This window comes from Mesorhizobium sp. M0862, from assembly GCF_040319795.1.
Classification (GTDB): Bacteria; Pseudomonadota; Alphaproteobacteria; order Rhizobiales; family Rhizobiaceae; genus Mesorhizobium.
Window position 1 is genome coordinate 41,102 of record NZ_JAMYOJ010000005.1, and the last position, 16,187, is coordinate 57,288.

General features: G+C 63.3%; 20 protein-coding genes. 7 read left to right on the forward strand and 13 right to left on the reverse strand.

From position 1 onward, the window contains the following. Positions 1-27 precede the first annotated feature (27 nt). The gene (locus tag NKI15_RS09150; RefSeq protein ID WP_023705173.1) at positions 28-357 is read left to right on the forward strand and encodes a hypothetical protein; all 330 of its coding nucleotides are present in this window, start codon (positions 28-30) and stop codon (positions 355-357) included. 390 nt (positions 358-747) lie between these two features. Here the strand turns inward: NKI15_RS09150 and NKI15_RS09155 are convergent, their stop codons facing one another. The 3 genes from NKI15_RS09155 to NKI15_RS09165 all read right to left on the reverse strand — a co-directional run bounded on the left by NKI15_RS09155 (position 748) and on the right by NKI15_RS09165 (position 2,030). Beyond that, the gene (locus NKI15_RS09155) at positions 748-969 is read right to left on the reverse strand and encodes a hypothetical protein (protein ID WP_023670355.1); all 222 of its coding nucleotides are present in this window, start codon (positions 967-969) and stop codon (positions 748-750) included. Positions 970-1,235: 266 nt separating this feature from the next. Next, complete coding sequence (locus NKI15_RS09160) at positions 1,236-1,640, reverse strand: heme-copper oxidase family protein (RefSeq protein WP_023705174.1); 405 nt, start codon at positions 1,638-1,640, stop codon at positions 1,236-1,238. 153 nt (positions 1,641-1,793) lie between these two features. Beyond that, positions 1,794-2,030 (reverse strand): hypothetical protein, encoded by a 237-nt coding sequence (locus NKI15_RS09165; protein WP_023670353.1) that lies wholly within the window; start codon positions 2,028-2,030, stop codon positions 1,794-1,796. Between the two features lie 233 nt (positions 2,031-2,263). Between NKI15_RS09165 and dinB the strand changes: the two genes are divergently transcribed. From dinB to NKI15_RS09185, 4 genes are all read left to right on the forward strand, one after another. Beyond that, positions 2,264-3,505, forward strand: coding sequence for a DNA polymerase IV (dinB, locus tag NKI15_RS09170; protein WP_023749883.1), 1,242 nt, complete (start codon positions 2,264-2,266; stop codon positions 3,503-3,505). Positions 3,506-3,794: 289 nt separating this feature from the next. After that, positions 3,795-3,893 (forward strand): hypothetical protein, encoded by a 99-nt coding sequence (locus NKI15_RS09175; RefSeq protein WP_023670351.1) that lies wholly within the window; start codon positions 3,795-3,797, stop codon positions 3,891-3,893. Between the two features lie 59 nt (positions 3,894-3,952). Next, positions 3,953-4,051 carry a putative RiPP precursor gene (locus tag NKI15_RS09180; protein ID WP_352515341.1) on the forward strand — a complete coding sequence of 33 codons (99 nt, stop codon included), beginning with the start codon at positions 3,953-3,955 and terminating at the stop codon, positions 4,049-4,051. Between the two features lie 73 nt (positions 4,052-4,124). Beyond that, positions 4,125-4,217 carry a hypothetical protein gene (locus NKI15_RS09185; RefSeq protein ID WP_023689018.1) on the forward strand — a complete coding sequence of 31 codons (93 nt, stop codon included), beginning with the start codon at positions 4,125-4,127 and terminating at the stop codon, positions 4,215-4,217. A gap of 90 nt (positions 4,218-4,307) precedes the next feature. Here the strand turns inward: NKI15_RS09185 and NKI15_RS09190 are convergent, their stop codons facing one another. The 8 genes from NKI15_RS09190 to minC all read right to left on the reverse strand — a co-directional run bounded on the left by NKI15_RS09190 (position 4,308) and on the right by minC (position 10,937). Beyond that, positions 4,308-5,483 (reverse strand): hypothetical protein, encoded by a 1,176-nt coding sequence (locus tag NKI15_RS09190; protein WP_023749882.1) that lies wholly within the window; start codon positions 5,481-5,483, stop codon positions 4,308-4,310. Positions 5,484-5,627: 144 nt separating this feature from the next. Then, positions 5,628-6,509, reverse strand: a complete 882-nt coding sequence (locus NKI15_RS09195; protein ID WP_023693874.1) for an EamA family transporter — start codon at positions 6,507-6,509, stop codon at positions 5,628-5,630. Positions 6,510-6,914: 405 nt separating this feature from the next. Then, complete coding sequence (locus tag NKI15_RS09200) at positions 6,915-7,496, reverse strand: dihydrofolate reductase family protein (protein WP_031209893.1); 582 nt, start codon at positions 7,494-7,496, stop codon at positions 6,915-6,917. 165 nt (positions 7,497-7,661) lie between these two features. Then, the gene (locus NKI15_RS09205) at positions 7,662-8,198 is read right to left on the reverse strand and encodes an SRPBCC family protein (protein WP_023749880.1); all 537 of its coding nucleotides are present in this window, start codon (positions 8,196-8,198) and stop codon (positions 7,662-7,664) included. Beyond that, positions 8,195-8,626, reverse strand: coding sequence for an ArsR/SmtB family transcription factor (locus NKI15_RS09210; protein WP_023749879.1), 432 nt, complete (start codon positions 8,624-8,626; stop codon positions 8,195-8,197). Before NKI15_RS09210 ends, NKI15_RS09205 begins: the two co-directional genes overlap by 4 nt. Positions 8,627-8,963: 337 nt before the next feature. Then, positions 8,964-9,236 (reverse strand): cell division topological specificity factor MinE, encoded by a 273-nt coding sequence (gene minE / locus NKI15_RS09215; RefSeq protein ID WP_023684809.1) that lies wholly within the window; start codon positions 9,234-9,236, stop codon positions 8,964-8,966. Next, positions 9,233-10,048 carry a septum site-determining protein MinD gene (gene minD / locus NKI15_RS09220; protein WP_023670342.1) on the reverse strand — a complete coding sequence of 272 codons (816 nt, stop codon included), beginning with the start codon at positions 10,046-10,048 and terminating at the stop codon, positions 9,233-9,235. Before minD ends, minE begins: the two co-directional genes overlap by 4 nt. A gap of 49 nt (positions 10,049-10,097) precedes the next feature. Beyond that, complete coding sequence (gene minC / locus NKI15_RS09225) at positions 10,098-10,937, reverse strand: septum site-determining protein MinC (protein WP_352514257.1); 840 nt, start codon at positions 10,935-10,937, stop codon at positions 10,098-10,100. A gap of 210 nt (positions 10,938-11,147) precedes the next feature. On the opposite strand from minC, the gene NKI15_RS09230 reads away from it, so the two are divergent. Both NKI15_RS09230 and NKI15_RS09235 read left to right on the forward strand, forming a co-directional pair. Continuing rightward, positions 11,148-12,200: a Bug family tripartite tricarboxylate transporter substrate binding protein gene (locus NKI15_RS09230; protein ID WP_023754659.1), complete on the forward strand. Its 1,053-nt coding sequence runs from the start codon at positions 11,148-11,150 to the stop codon at positions 12,198-12,200. Then, positions 12,200-14,158: a tripartite tricarboxylate transporter permease gene (locus NKI15_RS09235; RefSeq protein WP_352886041.1), complete on the forward strand. Its 1,959-nt coding sequence runs from the start codon at positions 12,200-12,202 to the stop codon at positions 14,156-14,158. Before NKI15_RS09230 ends, NKI15_RS09235 begins: the two co-directional genes overlap by 1 nt. 8 nt (positions 14,159-14,166) lie before the next feature. Here NKI15_RS09235 and NKI15_RS09240 read toward each other — a convergent pair whose 3' ends face one another. Continuing rightward, entirely contained in the window at positions 14,167-15,108 is a 942-nt protein-coding gene (locus tag NKI15_RS09240) for a class I SAM-dependent methyltransferase (RefSeq protein WP_196814116.1), read from the reverse strand. After that, on the reverse strand, positions 15,057-16,064 hold the full coding sequence (locus NKI15_RS09245; RefSeq protein WP_352514255.1) for a hypothetical protein: 1,008 nt from the start codon (positions 16,062-16,064) through the stop codon (positions 15,057-15,059). The genes NKI15_RS09240 and NKI15_RS09245 overlap by 52 nt, the downstream gene beginning before the upstream one ends. Positions 16,065-16,187 lie beyond the last annotated feature (123 nt).

Here is a 16,187-nt window from a genome sequence, read left to right on the forward strand (position 1 = left end):
ACGCAAAGCCGCCCGGAGGAGGCAATCATGGAAGAACGAAACAGAAAACCCAATGACGAGGTCGAGGCGCCACCGAGCAAAAACGATGCCCGCGACAGGATCGCCAATGACGAGGTGGAAGCGCCGACGCCGCGCCGGCAGGATTGGGATGCGCTGCGTGGCGCAACGGTCCTGCCCGACGGAGCAGATGAGGAAAGCCTGCCGGACACCACCGGTGTCGAGAAGGAAGGCGAATTGCCCGAGGAGGATGACGACAACCCCTACCAGGACAGTGACGATGCCTTGCCCGACGACGCCGAGGAAGCCGCCATTGGTCACGACCTGGCGAGGCGCGGCGGCCCGTTCGACGACGTGTAAGGCAGCGACCGCGGACTTTCGAGAGGTTTCCCGGGACGTCCACGCCGTCACCAGTTGGACCAAGGATGAGCTGAAGGCGATGCCGGAGCATCGCGATTTTTCGAAGGATCCGGCTGGCCGGATCCTTCGTTAAGCCGCCTTGGCGGTTTGGCTTAGCCCTTGTGGTCAAGGGCTGGACGGCGACAATCTCGGCACCTTCGACAGCCGAGAAGCAGCCGAGAAGCACGAACGCGAAGCCCAATATTTCAAGCGCCGTCGAGGCCGCTCGCCTGAAATCTTCAAAGTGCGCAAGAAATCCCCGCCGCGGGCGGTGCAGACACGCTCCGGCATCGCGGCGCTGCGAACCGGGCCATCGACCGCCGGCACTTGGGTGCCGACGGGCTCTGACCTTCAATTCGACCCGGGATCGCCGAGCGCCTCGGTGACGAAGGACGCCGCGATCAGGTCGTCGGCGTCGAGGCGTAGGGAGCCTTCGACACCTCCCATGATGGCTGCGACCTTCTGGAAGGTCTGCATCTCGTGTTCAGTAACGCTGGCGTCTCGCATCCTGGCTTTCAGATCGGCGATGCGTCGGCCCAGGGAGGCCGACGTTCCGATTTCTCTGTTCGACATGGTGTCCTGCTCCTCCCCCAACCCATGCTGTGGACGTACTCAAGGCTGCCTATATATAAGGCAGCGCGAATACAGTCGCCGCAACGCGCGATATCTGGGAAGGTTCCGGCGCCAAATAGTCACGAAATAATACGTGGTGGGACTCGGGTATGTTAAGCGCCGACGCGGAGATAGACACCGCAGCAAGCGGCTGCGGCAATCGGCCTGGCCAACCCGTGTCGCGGGTCGCGAACGCGGGTCGGACTTTGATCGCCGCGCGCGAACAGTCAGCGAGAGGCCGGAACCACGCCGGACACCGAGCGCGTTTCGGGCGAAAACACCACGAAAGCAAAAACCAGAACGGCAGCGGCGATAATGAGCGAGCCGCCGGCGACGATCGGTTCAAGCGCCGGGTTTCCCTGCAGCATCACGTACAGCGCCGGCAGCATGATCACCAAGCCGAGAGTGTAGAGCCCGTAGTGGATCATGGCGACGCGACGCGCCGCCTTTTGCGGATTGAGCGCGTAGTAGCCGCCGAAGATGGCGCTCGTCACCCAACCGAGCAGATTGATATGCGCGTGCGCCGGAAAAGCGGCGTGGTCGCCCGAGATCGCCATCTGCAGGCCGGCCGCAATCCCCAACATCAGGAACAAGATGGCAGTTTTGAAAAAGAGTTCCGAAATCCTCGGCATGTCATTTCTCCCCCTATGCGGTCTGCGACCGCTTGCGTCCTGGAGAATACACCCACGCGCAGAAATTTTCCACGCCGCGCTTATGGGCCATGCCTGCACAGCTTTTTGCACGCTGTTCGACTTTTCTGGCTGCCACAACCCGGCGCCGCCCCGCTACGGCGTCAGCAAGATGTCGGCGCCCGCTCGCTCGTCGAACACCACCGCGCAGCCGCGCCCCAGCGCCACTGCCGACAGCGCGTTGGCCACCGTCTCGTCCGGCGATACGAAATCACCGGTCAGCACTCGCAACTCCTCCACCGCCCTGGCCATTGACACGCAGTGCCCGGCAACGCGATCGCTCGTGCAGGCGTCAATGACGCTGACGAGGTCGATCATCTCGAACTGGCCCATACCGGCCTCCACAAAAACAGCGTCCCGTCGCGGATATGAACGCCGAGGCGAGAGACAATGTTCCGCAGGTCCGATGCCCAGGCGGAGCACTCGACAGCCCGACCTGGAACGGGCCGGCCGACGACAACCGCTTCGCTTGACAATAGGCCCTGTTTGTTCTCTATTTGTTCGGCAAAAACGCCTCTCACAACAGACGCGGCTAATGCTGCAACGCCGCAAAGGGAACGGTCGGGATGGAGCCCACCATCCTGCATGCGGATCTCGACGCCTTCTACGCCTCGGTCGAGCAGTTGCTCGACCCGGCGCTCAGGGGCAAGCCGATCGCCGTCGGCGGCGGCGTCGTGCTTGCCGCCTCCTACGAAGCCAGGGTTTTCGGCGTGCGCGGCGGCATGCCCGGACGAAGTGCGCGCGAGCTTTGCCCCGGACTGATTTTCGTCGGCGGCCATTTCGCCGACTATCAGCGGCTGGGCGACGCCGCCATCAAGGTGCTCGACGATTTCACGCCGCTGGTCGAGCGGATTTCCATCGATGAAGCCTTTGCCGACGTCGCCGGCTGCACGCATCTGTTCGGGCCGCCGGCCGAGATCGCCGCCACGGTGCGTCGGCGCGTCCGGGCAGAGCTCGGCCTGCCGATCTCGATCGGCGTGGCGCGCACCAAGCATCTGGCCAAGATCGCCTCGCAGGTGGCCAAGCCCGACGGGCTGGTGGTGGTCGATCCGGACACCGAACTTGCCTTCCTGCATGATCTGCCGGTCGGGCTGATGTGGGGCGTCGGCCCGGCGACCAGAGCGCGGCTGGCCGAGATCGGCATCGAGACCATCGGCCAGTTGGCAAAAACGCATAGCGGGGCGCTGCGAAGGTTGCTCGGGCCCGCCGCCGGCGAAAAGCTGGCGTCGCTGGCATGGAACCGCGACCCGCGAAAGCTCGAAACCCACAGGCCGTCGCATTCCGCCGGCGCGCAGTCGGCGCTTGGCAGACGGCCGGCCGAGGCGCGTATCTTCGGACCCGTCCTGCTGCATCTGGCAGACCGGGTCGCCAGCCGGCTCAGGGCGAAATCACGGCCCGGGCGCACGGTGACGGTGCGCGTGCGTTTCGCCGATCTGCACGCTGTCACACGCTCGCTGACGCTCGATCAGCCGATTTCGGCAACCGCGATGCTGGCCGAAATCGCCGGGGAGCTGGTGCGCGGCGTGCTGGCCGCCAACCCTCGGGAGAAGACCATCTCGCTGCTGGCGATCTCGGTGTCGCAGCTAGAAGAAAGTGCCGAGCTGCAGCTGGAGCTGCCGCTCGGCCTTGCCGATGAAAAGCAGCGGCCCGGCAGCAGGCAAGGCCTAGCGCGCTTTGGCGCCGACCGCGCCATCGACAAGATCCGCCAGCGCTTTGGCAGAGAGGCTGTCGGCTATGGCGCCGTGGCGCTGGAAGCCCGGCGCTCGGTTCCCGATGCCTTCCGCGAACTGGCGGAAAAGGAGCTTTGAGGACCGCCGCGACGGCCAGGCCAATGCTTACGCGGCACCCGAAGATAGCGCTGCATTTCCGGTCTGCCTGAGCAGGCCGACCAGCCAGGCCAGACCCGCCGCAGTTTCGGACATTTTTCGCACCGCAACCCGGCCACGCCATGCACGCCCAAGAACAACGCTTTGTCGATGAAGGTGGACTTGCAGTTAGTGCATCGGGACCAAGAAAACCCGGGACGGGACAACGGCGCCGCGAAGGTTGACAGTGCCGATCCGTCTGGCATTATCGCGTAAGCTTGGAGGATTCACTATGAAGAAAACCTATTCGAAGCCTGTTCTGGTCAAAAAAGGCAAGCTTTCGCAGGTTACGGCGCTCGCCAATGGAGCGGGTTCCGGCCCGATCGAGTGAAGTCGTTGAGTCGGACTGTCGCCTGATCTGGCGGCCTCGCCTGACACTGGAGATGCGGCATGAAGAAGACCTATTCGAAGCCGGTGCTGGTCAAGAAAAGCAAGCTCTCGCAGGTTACAGCCGATAATGGTAACGGCTCCGGGCCGGTCGCCGTCTAGCAGCCGATTATCCGACGCCTCGTGCCGTCTGGCCGGGAACGGGGCTTTGGGTGCCCGACGTGGAGAGTGGAAAATGAGGAAGACCTATTCCAAGCCAGTGCTGGTAAAAAAGGGCAAGCTCTCGCAGATCACCGCGAACGGCGCTTCTGCTCCTATTCCGGGCTAAACTCGTTCCCCGGTAGATCGAGATCCTCCTGGCAGAGTCGGGCGGCTTGATCGTTTCCGGAGCATGATCTCCCGCAGGCGGCGGGACCGTTCAGCGCACAACCACCAGATCGTCGAGCACTAGCTGCCAATAGTGGCTCGTGGAGAGGCGTACGCGCGTCACCGCCGCCAGCATCGGCGCATAGTGGACGGGCGCCAGTGCCGACAGGACGATCGTGTCGCTGGCGATCAGCCGGTCGCCAAGCCAGCTCTCGACCAGTGCGGTTTCGCCTTCGGACTTCAACCATGCCGCTGTCAGCATCACGGAATGGAACCCGAACGGTTTGTCGCTCGAGAATTCGGCCGGGTGTCCGCTGCTCGTATAGCAGACATGGTCTCCCGAGATATTGCCGTTGACGTAGCCTTCGCTGCCTTCGGTATGATCGCGCGCCAGTGCGTTCAGGTTGAACCAGGTCAACCCGGCATAACCGGACGGCACCTTGCGCAGGCCGCGCGTCGTGACATCGTCGAAACCGATGGCCTGCAAGGACGCGGCGCTGTCGACAGCCGCGTTCTCGGGCGACAGCAGGCCGAGCTCGGTCGGGTAGGCGGACAAGGCCAGTCGTCGTTCCATGCCATCGCCGGTGACTTCGATCGCGTCGGCGTCATCGGGCAGATCGAGACGGAAGTCAGCCCCAGCACTTAGCGGATGCACCGCCACCTCTTGCCCTTTCGCCATCACCGAGATGCTCGCCGAAGCACCGTCCGCTACGCGGCCGCTGAGCCGGCGTATCGCAAACAGGCCGACCGGCTGCAGCATTGCTTCCGAGGCCAGCCCGGTGGGCGAGCCCGGCAGCGGCCGGAGGTGCTGCGACTGGACCTCGTTGGCGCTGCTGGAGCGCCAGCCGGGCGGAACCGACACGGTGAAGCGGTAGCTGCCCGGCACATGGATGGGCGCGGCCCGACGTTTCGCCGACGCCAGGAAATTGGCAAAGCCGCCGCGGTTGCTCCGCGCCGCGGCGACGAAGCGGCCGTCGCCATCATGCAGTCTGACCATGATGCCGGCCATCGGGCGGTCGCCGAGCCCGTAGCGGCCGTCGCGATCGGCATCGAAATAGACAAAGGACGAATGATTGAGCTTGCCGTGGTTGCCCGACCAGTCCCGGCGCACGGCGTAGTCGTTGGCCGGATCTTCACGAAGCCGGGCTCTGAGACGAGACCGCGCCAGCCGCCAGGCGAGAGCCGCAACGACAGCGGCGAACCCGACAAGGAGTATTGCCTTGATCACGGACGGCTCAAGCAATGCTGTCGGCCCTGCTCATCTGGATCTCCTGCACATACATCGATCCATATATCGATGCTGCAGGCGCTTGAGCAACCGGACACGGGACCGGCGGACATGGCGTCGGCCTCATATACCCATCTCGGGCAACTATTCCGGCGACGGCACCGGCGGCTTGGTGGTCAGCGCGGCGCCGAAGGCGGCGACGACCACGGCGGCGACGCCCGCGCACTGCAGCGGGCTCAGGGTCTCGTGCAGGAACAGGAAGCCGGCCAGCGCGCCCAGCGCCGGCTCCAGACAGGTCAGCGTGCCGTAGAGCCTGGCCGGCATCCGGGTCAGCGCCACCATCTCCAGCCAGAACGGCAAGGCGCTGGAGAACAGCCCGACCAGCAGCGCGCTGACCAGGATCGCGGGTGCGATCAGGCCGGTACCCGCCTCGGCTAGGCCGAACGGCAGGGCGAGAGCAGCGGCAATGACCAGCCCGTAAGCCGTGGTCTGGCTGCCAAGCTCGGCGCCCGCCTTTTGCGCAAAGACGATGTAGAGCGCCCAGCAGCCGCCGGCGGCCAGCGCCAGCATCACGCCGATCGGGTCGAGTGCACTGCCGGAGTGGATGAAGGGCGACAACAGCAATATGCCGGCAACGGCCAGCACCACCCAGACGAAGTCGGTGGCGCGCCGCGACGACAGCGTCGCCACGAGCAGCGGGCCGCAGAATTCGAGCGCCACCGCGACGCCGAGCGGAATTCTGGCGAGCGCTGCGTAAAACAAAAGGTTCAGCGCCGCGAGGTTGACGCCGTAGGCGATGAGCCAGGGCAGCACGGCGCGCGACGGCCGCACCCGCCACGGCCTCAGCACCGCCGCCAGCATCAGCGCCCCCACGACCAGCCGCAGCGCCGTGGTGCCATTGGCGCCGATCAGTGGAAACAGGCCCTTGGCGAAGGTGGCGCCGATCTGGATCGACACCATGGCGCCAAGCAACGCGCCGATCGGCAAGCCCTTCGCTTCAGCTGCGGCAATCTGCGTCGACGTCAATTCCAGTCCCTCCGCGCGGTGCGCCGCAGCGTTGGCCCGAGATATGGATAATAGGCCTGGCTGTCGTGTGGCACGGGCAGACTGTTGATGGGGCAAGACGTGGAAGGCGAACGCCGACGCATTTCCTCTCCCCCGTCGATCGGGGGAGAGGTGGGGCGCGCAGCGCGACCGGGGGGGGGGGGGCCGGGCCAGACAAACCCCCGAGTGGGTGGGTGGCGGGGGAGGCGGCCGGGGGGTTTGTGGGGGGCGTGCCCCCCAACCGGGGCGGGGGGGCCGACCGTCCATCACATCCGCCCGATTGCCTGCTTGCCGGAGGCGGCGACCGTGGGTTTCATGAGCGCCTTCCCCCACTCCGTCGCCGCTTCGCGGCGCCACCTCTCCCCTCCGGAGGGAGAGGAAAAGAGGCTAGCTCGCCAGCCGATACACCAGGCTCACACGTCCATCCGAAAGCGCCTCGGCCTTGCGCAGTTCCAGTCCGTGCCGGGCGTGCACCGTGCCGAACAGCGCCTTGCCGTCGCCGGCGAGCAGCGGGTAGACGATGAGCCGCATTTCATCCACTAGCCCCGCCTCGATCAGGCTGGCGGTGAGGCGGGCGCCGCCCATGAGGTAGATGTCCTTGCCGGGCTCGCGCTTCAGCGCCGCGATGTCGTCGAGGCTGCGCAGCAAGCGCGTGGAGGCCCAGGCTGCCGTCGTCATGGTGTTCGACAACACATAGTGCGGGGTTTTCGCGGCAAAGCGCGCCCATTCGAGTTCGGCCGGGTCGACCAGTCTGCCGGTCATCGGCAATGGCTGGTCCGGCTCGTTCTGTTGGATCGCGCTCCAGTAGCGCTCATAACCGGCATACATGACGCCGCCGAGCAGGCAGGCGTCGATCTCAGGCATCAGGCCGTATTCCTCCGACCAGTTGTCGACCCAGTCGGCGAAGCCTTCGGGGCCTTCGATCTTGCCGTCGATGGAGATCTTCATTCCGGTGATCAATTTACGCATGACTTCCTCCTTCGGGCTTGCGGGATGCAAGCACGTTGCCTGGTTTCACTTCCGATGACGCGCCGCGGTATCTGGCGAAGGCGCGTGTTTCGCCGGCCCTTGCGCCGGCATCCGGCGCAAGGGATCGATGGTGCCCGGTTGGACCGGGCGATGCGTTAGGTCAGGTCAGGCCGGCAGGCGCCGGTCGTATTCCGCCACGATACGGCTAAAGCTGTCCCAGAACGGTTCGGGCTTCTCGGCCGCCACGCGGGCAACCAGGAGGTCGAGATGCACGTGCCAGCCTGCGGCATGCATCATCAGGCTCGAGCGGTCCGGCAGGCGGCGGTGGACCAGGGTGAGCAGAACGTCGTCGCCGCGCTGCGCCAATTCGAAGGTGACATTGCCGCTGCCGTTCCAGGTGATGGTGAGCTTGCGCGGCGGATCGCACTCGACGATCTGGTTGTGCATCCGCTGCTCGCCGCCACTGAAGCTGGCCGGCCTGTCGCCGGGCGGATCGGTCAGTTCGTCGTTGCGCCAGACCAGCTCGAAGGAAGAGCCTTCCTCCATCTCCATGTCGCCGGCCGCCAGCCATTTGCGGCGCAGATCGCTCTGCGTCAGATATTCCCAGACGCGCTCCCTGGTTCCGGGCAAAAGCCGTTCGATCCTCAAAGTGGCCGGCTGGATCAGCTGGGCGTAGCCGTCGAAGCTGTTCATCTGGTTCATCGGTCGTCTCCCTTGGAAGGTGTTGGCCTGGGTGATTCCGGCTTCGATGGTTCTGGATTTGCCGGTGCCGGCGTTGTCTGCGCTGCCGGCGTTTTGCGCCCCGCCTCCTCGCGCAAAAGCTGTTCGAGCACATCGAGGCGGCTGTTCCAGAAACGCGCGTATTGGCCGAGCCACTGATAGGCGGTGGCCAGCGGGCGGGCCTCGAGGCGGCAGACATGGGTGCGCCCGCGCACTTCGCGCCGGATCAGCCCGGCATGCTCCAGCGCCTTGATGTGCTTGGAGGCTGCGGCCAGCGACATGGCAAAGGGCTGCGCCAACTCGCTCACCGTACGCTCGCCGCCGGCGAGGTGGTTAAGCATGTTCCGGCGCGTGGCGTCGCCAAGGGCGTGAAAAACCTGGTCCATCTGGGGCGTCTCTAATTCAACCATGTAGTTGAATATAGAGGCGAGATTTTAGATAGTCAACTAGTTGGTTGAATGTTTTTTGGGGAGAGGCGCTGGCCCCCTACCTCCCCCTTGTGGGGAGGTCGGACCGTAGGTCCGGGCGGGGGTGCTTGGCGCAGGCGAGCGCGAGGAGCGCAATCTCCCCCCTCGTGGGGGAGATGTCCGGCAGGACAGAGGGGGGCGCGAAGGATCGCTACCTCTCAGCGAATCCAGATCTTCGGCAAAGCCGTTGCTACATGTAATTGACAGGCCAGCGGGACAGTGCCCCCCTCTGGCCTGCCGGCCATCTCCCCCACAAGGGGGGAGATCAGCAGCTTCAATCTCACCCAGCCATGGCCAGCGGCACTGCGCTCTTGTTGGGGATCTGGATGTCGATCTCCAGCGTCGACATGGTCTCGCCGCGGTCCATCGAGACTTGCAGATAATCCTGGTCGATCTGCACATGCTTGGCGATCACCGCCATGATCTCTTCGCGCAGGATGGAGACGAGATCGGGCTGGCTGCGGTTGCGGCGCTCATAGGCGAGAAGCACTTGCAGCCGTTCGCGCGCCACCGGCGCGCTGGTGCGCCGCTTGAAGATGTCGAGCAGGTTCATGCCGCCCTCCTTCCCAAAAGACGATCGAGGAAGCCCTTGCGCTCGAAGGGCACGATGACCGGCAGCTGTTCGCCCTCGAGCCGCTTGGCCGCGTCGATGTAAGCCTTGGCAGCGGCATTGAGCGGCTCCGACAGCGTCACCGGCGAACCGAGGTTGGAGGCGCGCAGCACATCCTGGCTTTCCGGAATGATGCCGAGCAGCGGCACCGACAGTATCTCCAGCACATCGTCGATGGACAGCATTTCACCGCGCGCGGCGCGTCCCGCATCGTAGCGCGTGACCAGCACATGCTTGGCGATCTGCTCGCCCTCCTCGGCGCGCAAGGTGCGGGAATCGAGCAGGCCGATGATGCGGTCGGAATCGCGCACCGACGACACTTCCGGATTGGTGACGATGACCGCCTCGTCGGCAAAGCGCATGGCGAGTTGCGCGCCGCGCTCGATGCCGGCCGGGCTGTCGCAGAAGACATAGTCGAACACCGAGCGCAGCTTGCCGATGACCTCGGCCACGCCCTCCTCGGTCAGCGCATCCTTGTCGCGCGTCTGCGAGGCCGGCAGCAGGAACAAAGTCTCGACCCGCTTGTCGCGGATCAGCGCCTGCGACAGCTTTGCCGAGCCCTGGATGACGTTGACGAGGTCGAACACCACGCGCCGCTCGGCGCCCATGATCAAATCGAGGTTTCGCAGGCCGACATCGAAATCCACCAGCGCCACCTTCTTGCCGGTCTTGGCGACCGCCGCCCCCAGAGCCGCGGTCGAGGTCGTCTTGCCGACGCCCCCCTTGCCCGAGGTGACCACCACTACCTTGCCCATCAATAAAGCCTCCATTGTTGTTCGTTATGTCGTTGTCGGGCGAGACGCATTAGCTGAAAGGGGCGATGCGCAGCATGCCGTTGTCGAGAAATGCCTGCACAGGCTTGCCCCGGACTGACGGGTCCATCTCCTCGGCGGTGCAATACCAGCCATCCACCGAGAGAAGTTCGGCTTCGTTCCTGCGGCAGAAGACACGCGCCGCCGTGTTGCCTTGAGCGCCTGCCGAAGCGCGGCCGCGCAGCGTGCCATAGACGTGGATCGAGCCGGTGGCGACGATCTCGGAGCCGGAGGCGACGGAGCCCAGCACGATGACGTCGCCATGCGGATGGAAGATCAGCTGGCCCGAACGGATCGGCGAGCGGATCATCAACGTGCCGGCGTCCGGGGCCTTGGTGTCTCGAGGCTGCGTCTTGGCATCGCTCGCCGGTTTCAGATCGCCCGTCTTCAAATCGCCCGCCTTCAAATCGCCGGCCTCTGTCTTGATGTCACCGGCCGCCTTCGTATCGCCTGCCGGCGTGGCGTCCTCCGCCCTGCCCGCCTTGCGGCTCGGCTGCAGCAGCCCATCGGTGGTCGCCTCCTTGGCGCCGACCAGCACCGGCGGCAGGTGCGCGCCAAGCTCGGTGCCGCCGTCGAGCTCGATGGCATAGATGCGAATGCCGCGCTGGCCGAGTAGATCGACCAGCGCTTCGATGGCCACGACATCGGGCTTGAGCACGTTCAGGTCGAGCACCACCGGGCGCCCGGCAAAATAGCCCGGCGAGTTGCCGACCCAGCGATCGAGGCTCTCCAGCCAAACATCCAAAGGCGCCTCCGGCGTCAGCGTGAACGCGACGAAGGAGCGGGCGCGAAAGCGAATGGATTTGGCCTCGAGGGGAGCGGCAAAGGTCACGGCGGGCGATTCCTTACTGAGAGGTAAACGCTAGCCGTGGTATGGTTAATGAAAGGTTAATGAACTGAATAACCGCATGGCAGATCGGACGCCAATTGGCGACACAGACCGCGACATTCACGAAACTAAGCGCGATTGCTAAGGAACAACGCTGGCGTTGCAAGGGCTATCTAAAGTATCACCACTGGGTGAAATCTGGGGCTTGGCGAGATGAAGTTCTTTCGTGTGGCGTTGGCGGCAATCACCGCCGCGGCAATCTACCTGCCGTCCGCGGCAAGCGGCGGCGAGATCGCTTGCGCAACCACCTACGCCGGCCGGCGAATCACCCTCGTTGTCCCCAACGCTGCCGGCGGCGGCTATGATACCTATGCCCGTGCATTTGCGCCGGCCCTTGCCAGCACGACCGAGCTCGATGTCAGGGTCGTGAATATGCCCGCGGCAGGCGGATTTGCGGCGCTAAAGCGTGTAACCAATGCGCCATCCGACGAACTGGTCCTTATGATTGAAAGCGTCTCCGACATAATTTCGCAAGGTGACATTCCGGCTGGCGTCGACAACTGGATGAATCGGCTAAATCCGATAGGACTGATTCACATCGATCCCGAAGCGTGGATCGTTCGGAACGATGTCGATTTGCAAAGCGCCAAACATCTGGTCGCGTCGGTTTCGTCGCTTGAAGCCGGCATCCTGCCGATAGTGCTCACCGCGCACCTCCTCGATATCAAGGTCGACGTGGTCTCGGGCTATGAAGGCAGCGGCGCACTCATGTCCGCGCTCCTGCGTGGCGAAGGCGATATGACATCCAATTCATTGACGACAGGCTTGCGCTCGACCGCCGCAGGCGAAGCCAAAGTCGGTCTGGTTCTCACGGAGGGACCTGACCCGAACGCGCCAGGCGTGGCTTTCCTGGCGGGTGAAGGAGGGTTGGTGTGGCAGCGCAGCCAAGGCCTTTCCAAGGAGAAGCAGGAAGAACGATTGCGGTTGGCCATCGCCGTCGCGAAAGCTTCGGCGACAGCGCGGGGATTTTTTGCCCCTGCCGACATGGAGCAGAAATCGCTAGGTTGTCTTCGTGACGCCGTCTCCGCCGCGGTCAAGAGCGATGGGTTCAAGGTGGCGCTTGAAGCTCAGAAACGTCCAATCGAGCCGCGCGACGCTGACCAGACCGTCATCGTGATCAACGATATGCTCAGTGCCTTCCATGAGGCGGAAGCGTATCTGAAAAAACACCCGGAACTCGAGCGGGATGCGCGAGCAACGCGCTGATGACCGGATATTGGGCTGCCCTCGGCACTGGACTGGGCAATGTATTCTCCTGGCCGAACATACTGATCCCGGTGCTTGGCACCTTGGTTGCCATGGCTACGTCCTTTCTTCCAGGGATTGGCGGCGCCAGCCTTGCAACCCTTCTGCTGGTCGCAACCGTGCATTGGGATCCGGTATCGGTGTTGTTGCTGTTTGGCGCCCTTACCGGCGGCGCGACCTTCATGGGATCTATAACGGCTATCCTCTTCAACATACCGGGCAATGCGCCAAGCGCGGCAACCCTGCTCGACGGCCATCCGATGTCCAGGGCCGGCCTGCCTCGCACCGCGATAGCCGCCGCGGCAACGGCCTCGGCCGTCGGATCGTTTTTTGGCGTCCTCGTCCTCATAGCGCTCATGCCGATCATTCGGCCGTTCATCCTGCAATTCGGACCGTTTGAATACGTGCTGCTCGGCGTGTGGGGCCTGTCGACGATCATTGCGGTTCCAAGCGCGTCCCGTCTGAAAGCGCTGGCGATGGCGCTGCTGGGGCTTTTGGTCGGTCTTGTCGGAACTGATCCGACCTATGGCCAACCACGCTGGACGTTTGGGAGCATCGCTCTCTTCGACGGCGTCGACATGGTCGCGCTGCTGCTTGGCTTTTTCACCGTTTCTGAAATCATCTCGTGGCGAAAAAGATTGCAGCTTGAAAAAGCGGCTGGCCTGGAAAACGCGAACGACTCGATCTGGACCGGTATGCTTGCTGTCTTTCGTCATTGGGGACTAACAATGCGATCGTCGGCCATCGGCGTGTTGGTCGGCATCATTCCAGGTGTTGGAGGAACGGTCGCCAGCTTCGTTGCCTACGGGCAGGCGATCCAGACAACCCCCAAGGACCAGCGCTCAAGGTTCGGATCTGGTGACATCAGGGGCATCATTGCGCCGGAAGCGGCCGTCGATTCGAAGGACGGAGGCTCGCTTCTGCCGACCGTTGCCTTCGGCCTTCCCGGCAGCGAGGGCGGCTTGATCCTGCTGACAGTCCTGACGGTACACGGCATCGTTCCGGGCATACCGATGCTGACGACCGGCTTGCCCCTGACGTTCACGTTGATTACCGCGCTGCTGGTGTCGAACCTGCTGACGTCCGCAGTGGGATTGGCGTTGACACCATATTTTGCGCGCCTGACTGCTCTCAGGATCGACCGCATCGCGCTCCCGATCATTGTCGTCAGCTTCGTGACGATCGTGCAGCTAAACGGGCTGCTGATCGATCTGTACGTAGCCGTCGCTTTCGGGCTGGCCGGCTACATGCTGAAGCGCCTCGACTGGCCGCAAATTCCTTTTGTCATATCATTCGTCCTGGGCGGCTTCATCGAGCGAAACCTGGCGCTCAGTGTGGAGTTGGCCCGTGTCGGCAGGCTGAACCCTCTACAACGGCCGGCGTCGTTGACGATCATGGTCATAATCGCGCTTTCCCTCGCATGGATCGTGCGCGGTGGTGTTTTGCCGCCGCGACGTGTCAAGCCAAAGCGTGCCGATGCCGCAGTCGCATGGCTGTTGACCGGTGGATGCGCTGTGCTGGCAGCGATATCGCTCCAAGGGCAGCCAGGCTATTCGATCTTCGCGCAGGCCGTGGCCTGGTGTTGTCTGTTTGCGATGCTCGCGGTCGCCCTTGTGCAAACGATCTCGCTTGTTGGCCACGAGAAACAGGGAGGCGAACGGACCTATACGATCCCGGAAAGCCATCGTGTGCCGTTGATGATGATGCTCCTGTTGCCGGTCGCTGTCTGGCTGGCGGGCGTCCCGGCGGCGCTGTCCCTGTTTACCCTGGTATGGATTGCAGCCGGTCAGAAGCTGACCTTGAAGTCGGCGACACTGGCATCTTGCACCTCGGTTGCGGTCGCAGTGGCGACCTGGTTTTATCTCGATCGGATAGCCGCTATCGACCTTCCCGCTTCTGCGATGTCGCACTTATTCTAGTGGTCGGGCTACATCCTGACGGCGACGATTTCGTATCTTGGAATTGTCTGGACGCTGTCGGCAGCGGCAAGCGGGGAAACGCTTTTCCCGGTATGATGCTGCTCCGAGCCGACAATCGTCAGGTTGGATTGCTTCAGCATATCCGCAAGGTCTGAATATGTAGTGCGATCTTCATGCAGCGGTTCACCCCAGAGCGCTTCGACGGCCGTCTTCAGCTCCGCCACGGCAGCGGCAGGAAAATGCGCCGCGACGGCGGCCTTCTCGATGGTCGAAAGCCTGCGGCCGATTTCAGCGCTGCCGCGAGGCCCCCTCGGCTGGTCTTTTTCCGATAGCAACCTCTGGGAGAGAAGCAGGCGTCCGCCAGGCTTGAGACTACGCGCCCAACTGTCGACCACCTGCTGGCGTGCGCTGCGGTCGAAGAAATTAAGAACGCTATGGGCGACAACTGCCTGCACCGGCGCACAGTCGCAACCGCGAATGTCGGCGCGGTGGGTCTCGAGCGCAAAACCGGCGGAGCGGGCAAACAGCCTGTTCTGTTCGACCGTCGTTTCACAGCGATCGATCAGCACAAATTCGGGCTCGATGCCGACCGGCCTCGTTTGGCCCAGAACCATTGCCGCCAGGCCGGTGTCGGCCGCGCCCGACAGGAGAATCCGACAGCGTCCCTCCTGGGCCACGGCAGCCAATTCACGTCCAAAGAACCCCCCGCCGGCCGGCTTGGCACCTTTCGATTCCAGCAGGCGGATCATGCTCCACGTGCGATGGTAGGGCATACACCCATGGCTCGGGTCACACAGCACCTCAGCCCAATCAAACGAAAAACGGGCAAGTTGCGTGAGTGGTTCGTCGGTGTAAATCGAGAGCCGTTGTCCTGCCGGTGGGCTTTCTCGCGGGCCGTTCATTGCGATTGCATCTTCCTTCGCCGGGCCATTCTTGTTCTCCAAAGCCATCTCACCGGCCATATCCAGCGGCCCGACTGAATGAATTGGTAAGATCCGGCTGAAGGCAGGAAGTCGATTCTCCCGGTGCCGGAACTGTCGATTGCCTCGAATGCAACTTTCAACGCCGCGATAATGTGGCCACGTCGTTCCTCACGGGCGGCTGCGCCACCTTTGAACTTCGGAAAAGTCGGATTGGGGTTGACCTCGAATATCACCAATGCGCCGTCTCGCAACGTGTAGTCCACGCGGCCGAACTGGATATGGCCCGTATTGCAGGCGCGAAGCAGGTCCTCAGCGTGCGGATTGTCCTTTACGAAGGCGAGTTCCTCGCGCATGAAATCCGGGTCGGTGCTGCTTGCCGATGACTTAACGTTCCAGTCGACGGACCTAAGTATGTGCTGGGACACAATCGCGTCCCCAATGCGGAATGCGCCATACTTTCGATAGTAGCCGTTCGAATCGCGATCGGCTTCAAAGGAGACGGCGATGCGCCGCTTCATCGGCTTGGCGTTGCCCTGGAGCACGGCGATCGCCTCTTCAAGTTGGCGTGGGTTTTCCAGAAGCTTGGTTTCCGGCCCCCAAAAGCCATCTTCCATCCGGATAAAAACAGGGTAACGGGTTGGTCGCTCATCCTGCTCCAGACGCGATACTTCGACCGGGTTGATTCCTCTAATACGAAGCCGGCGGAGCAGGGCGAACCGCTCCAGGACAGTCGCGGGATGGTTTAGAATTCGAGCATCAGGGTCGGCGCGCTTTGCGGCTTCGGCAATATCCGCCGCCGCCATCATTTCCATGCCATTCAGATACTCAAAATCAGTAAAAACCAAGGTACCCGCGGGAAAGTTTAGTCGGCGGAAGACTGACTGATAGGTTTCCATGCGCAAAAGCGGCAACAAGTGCCCTGCCGACGAAATCAGCCGCCGCATCGGCGTCTGATTCAACTCGTGCACCAACACTGTGATCATCGTTGCTCGCCACCCCGTCTCGACGTCGTATAGAGAAAGTGGCGAGAGTGTCTACAGGCACGCTGGTGCCGCGAAGTGGTTGGCACTTCGTATCGCGGCATCTGGGCTGCTTCGCCGGCATCG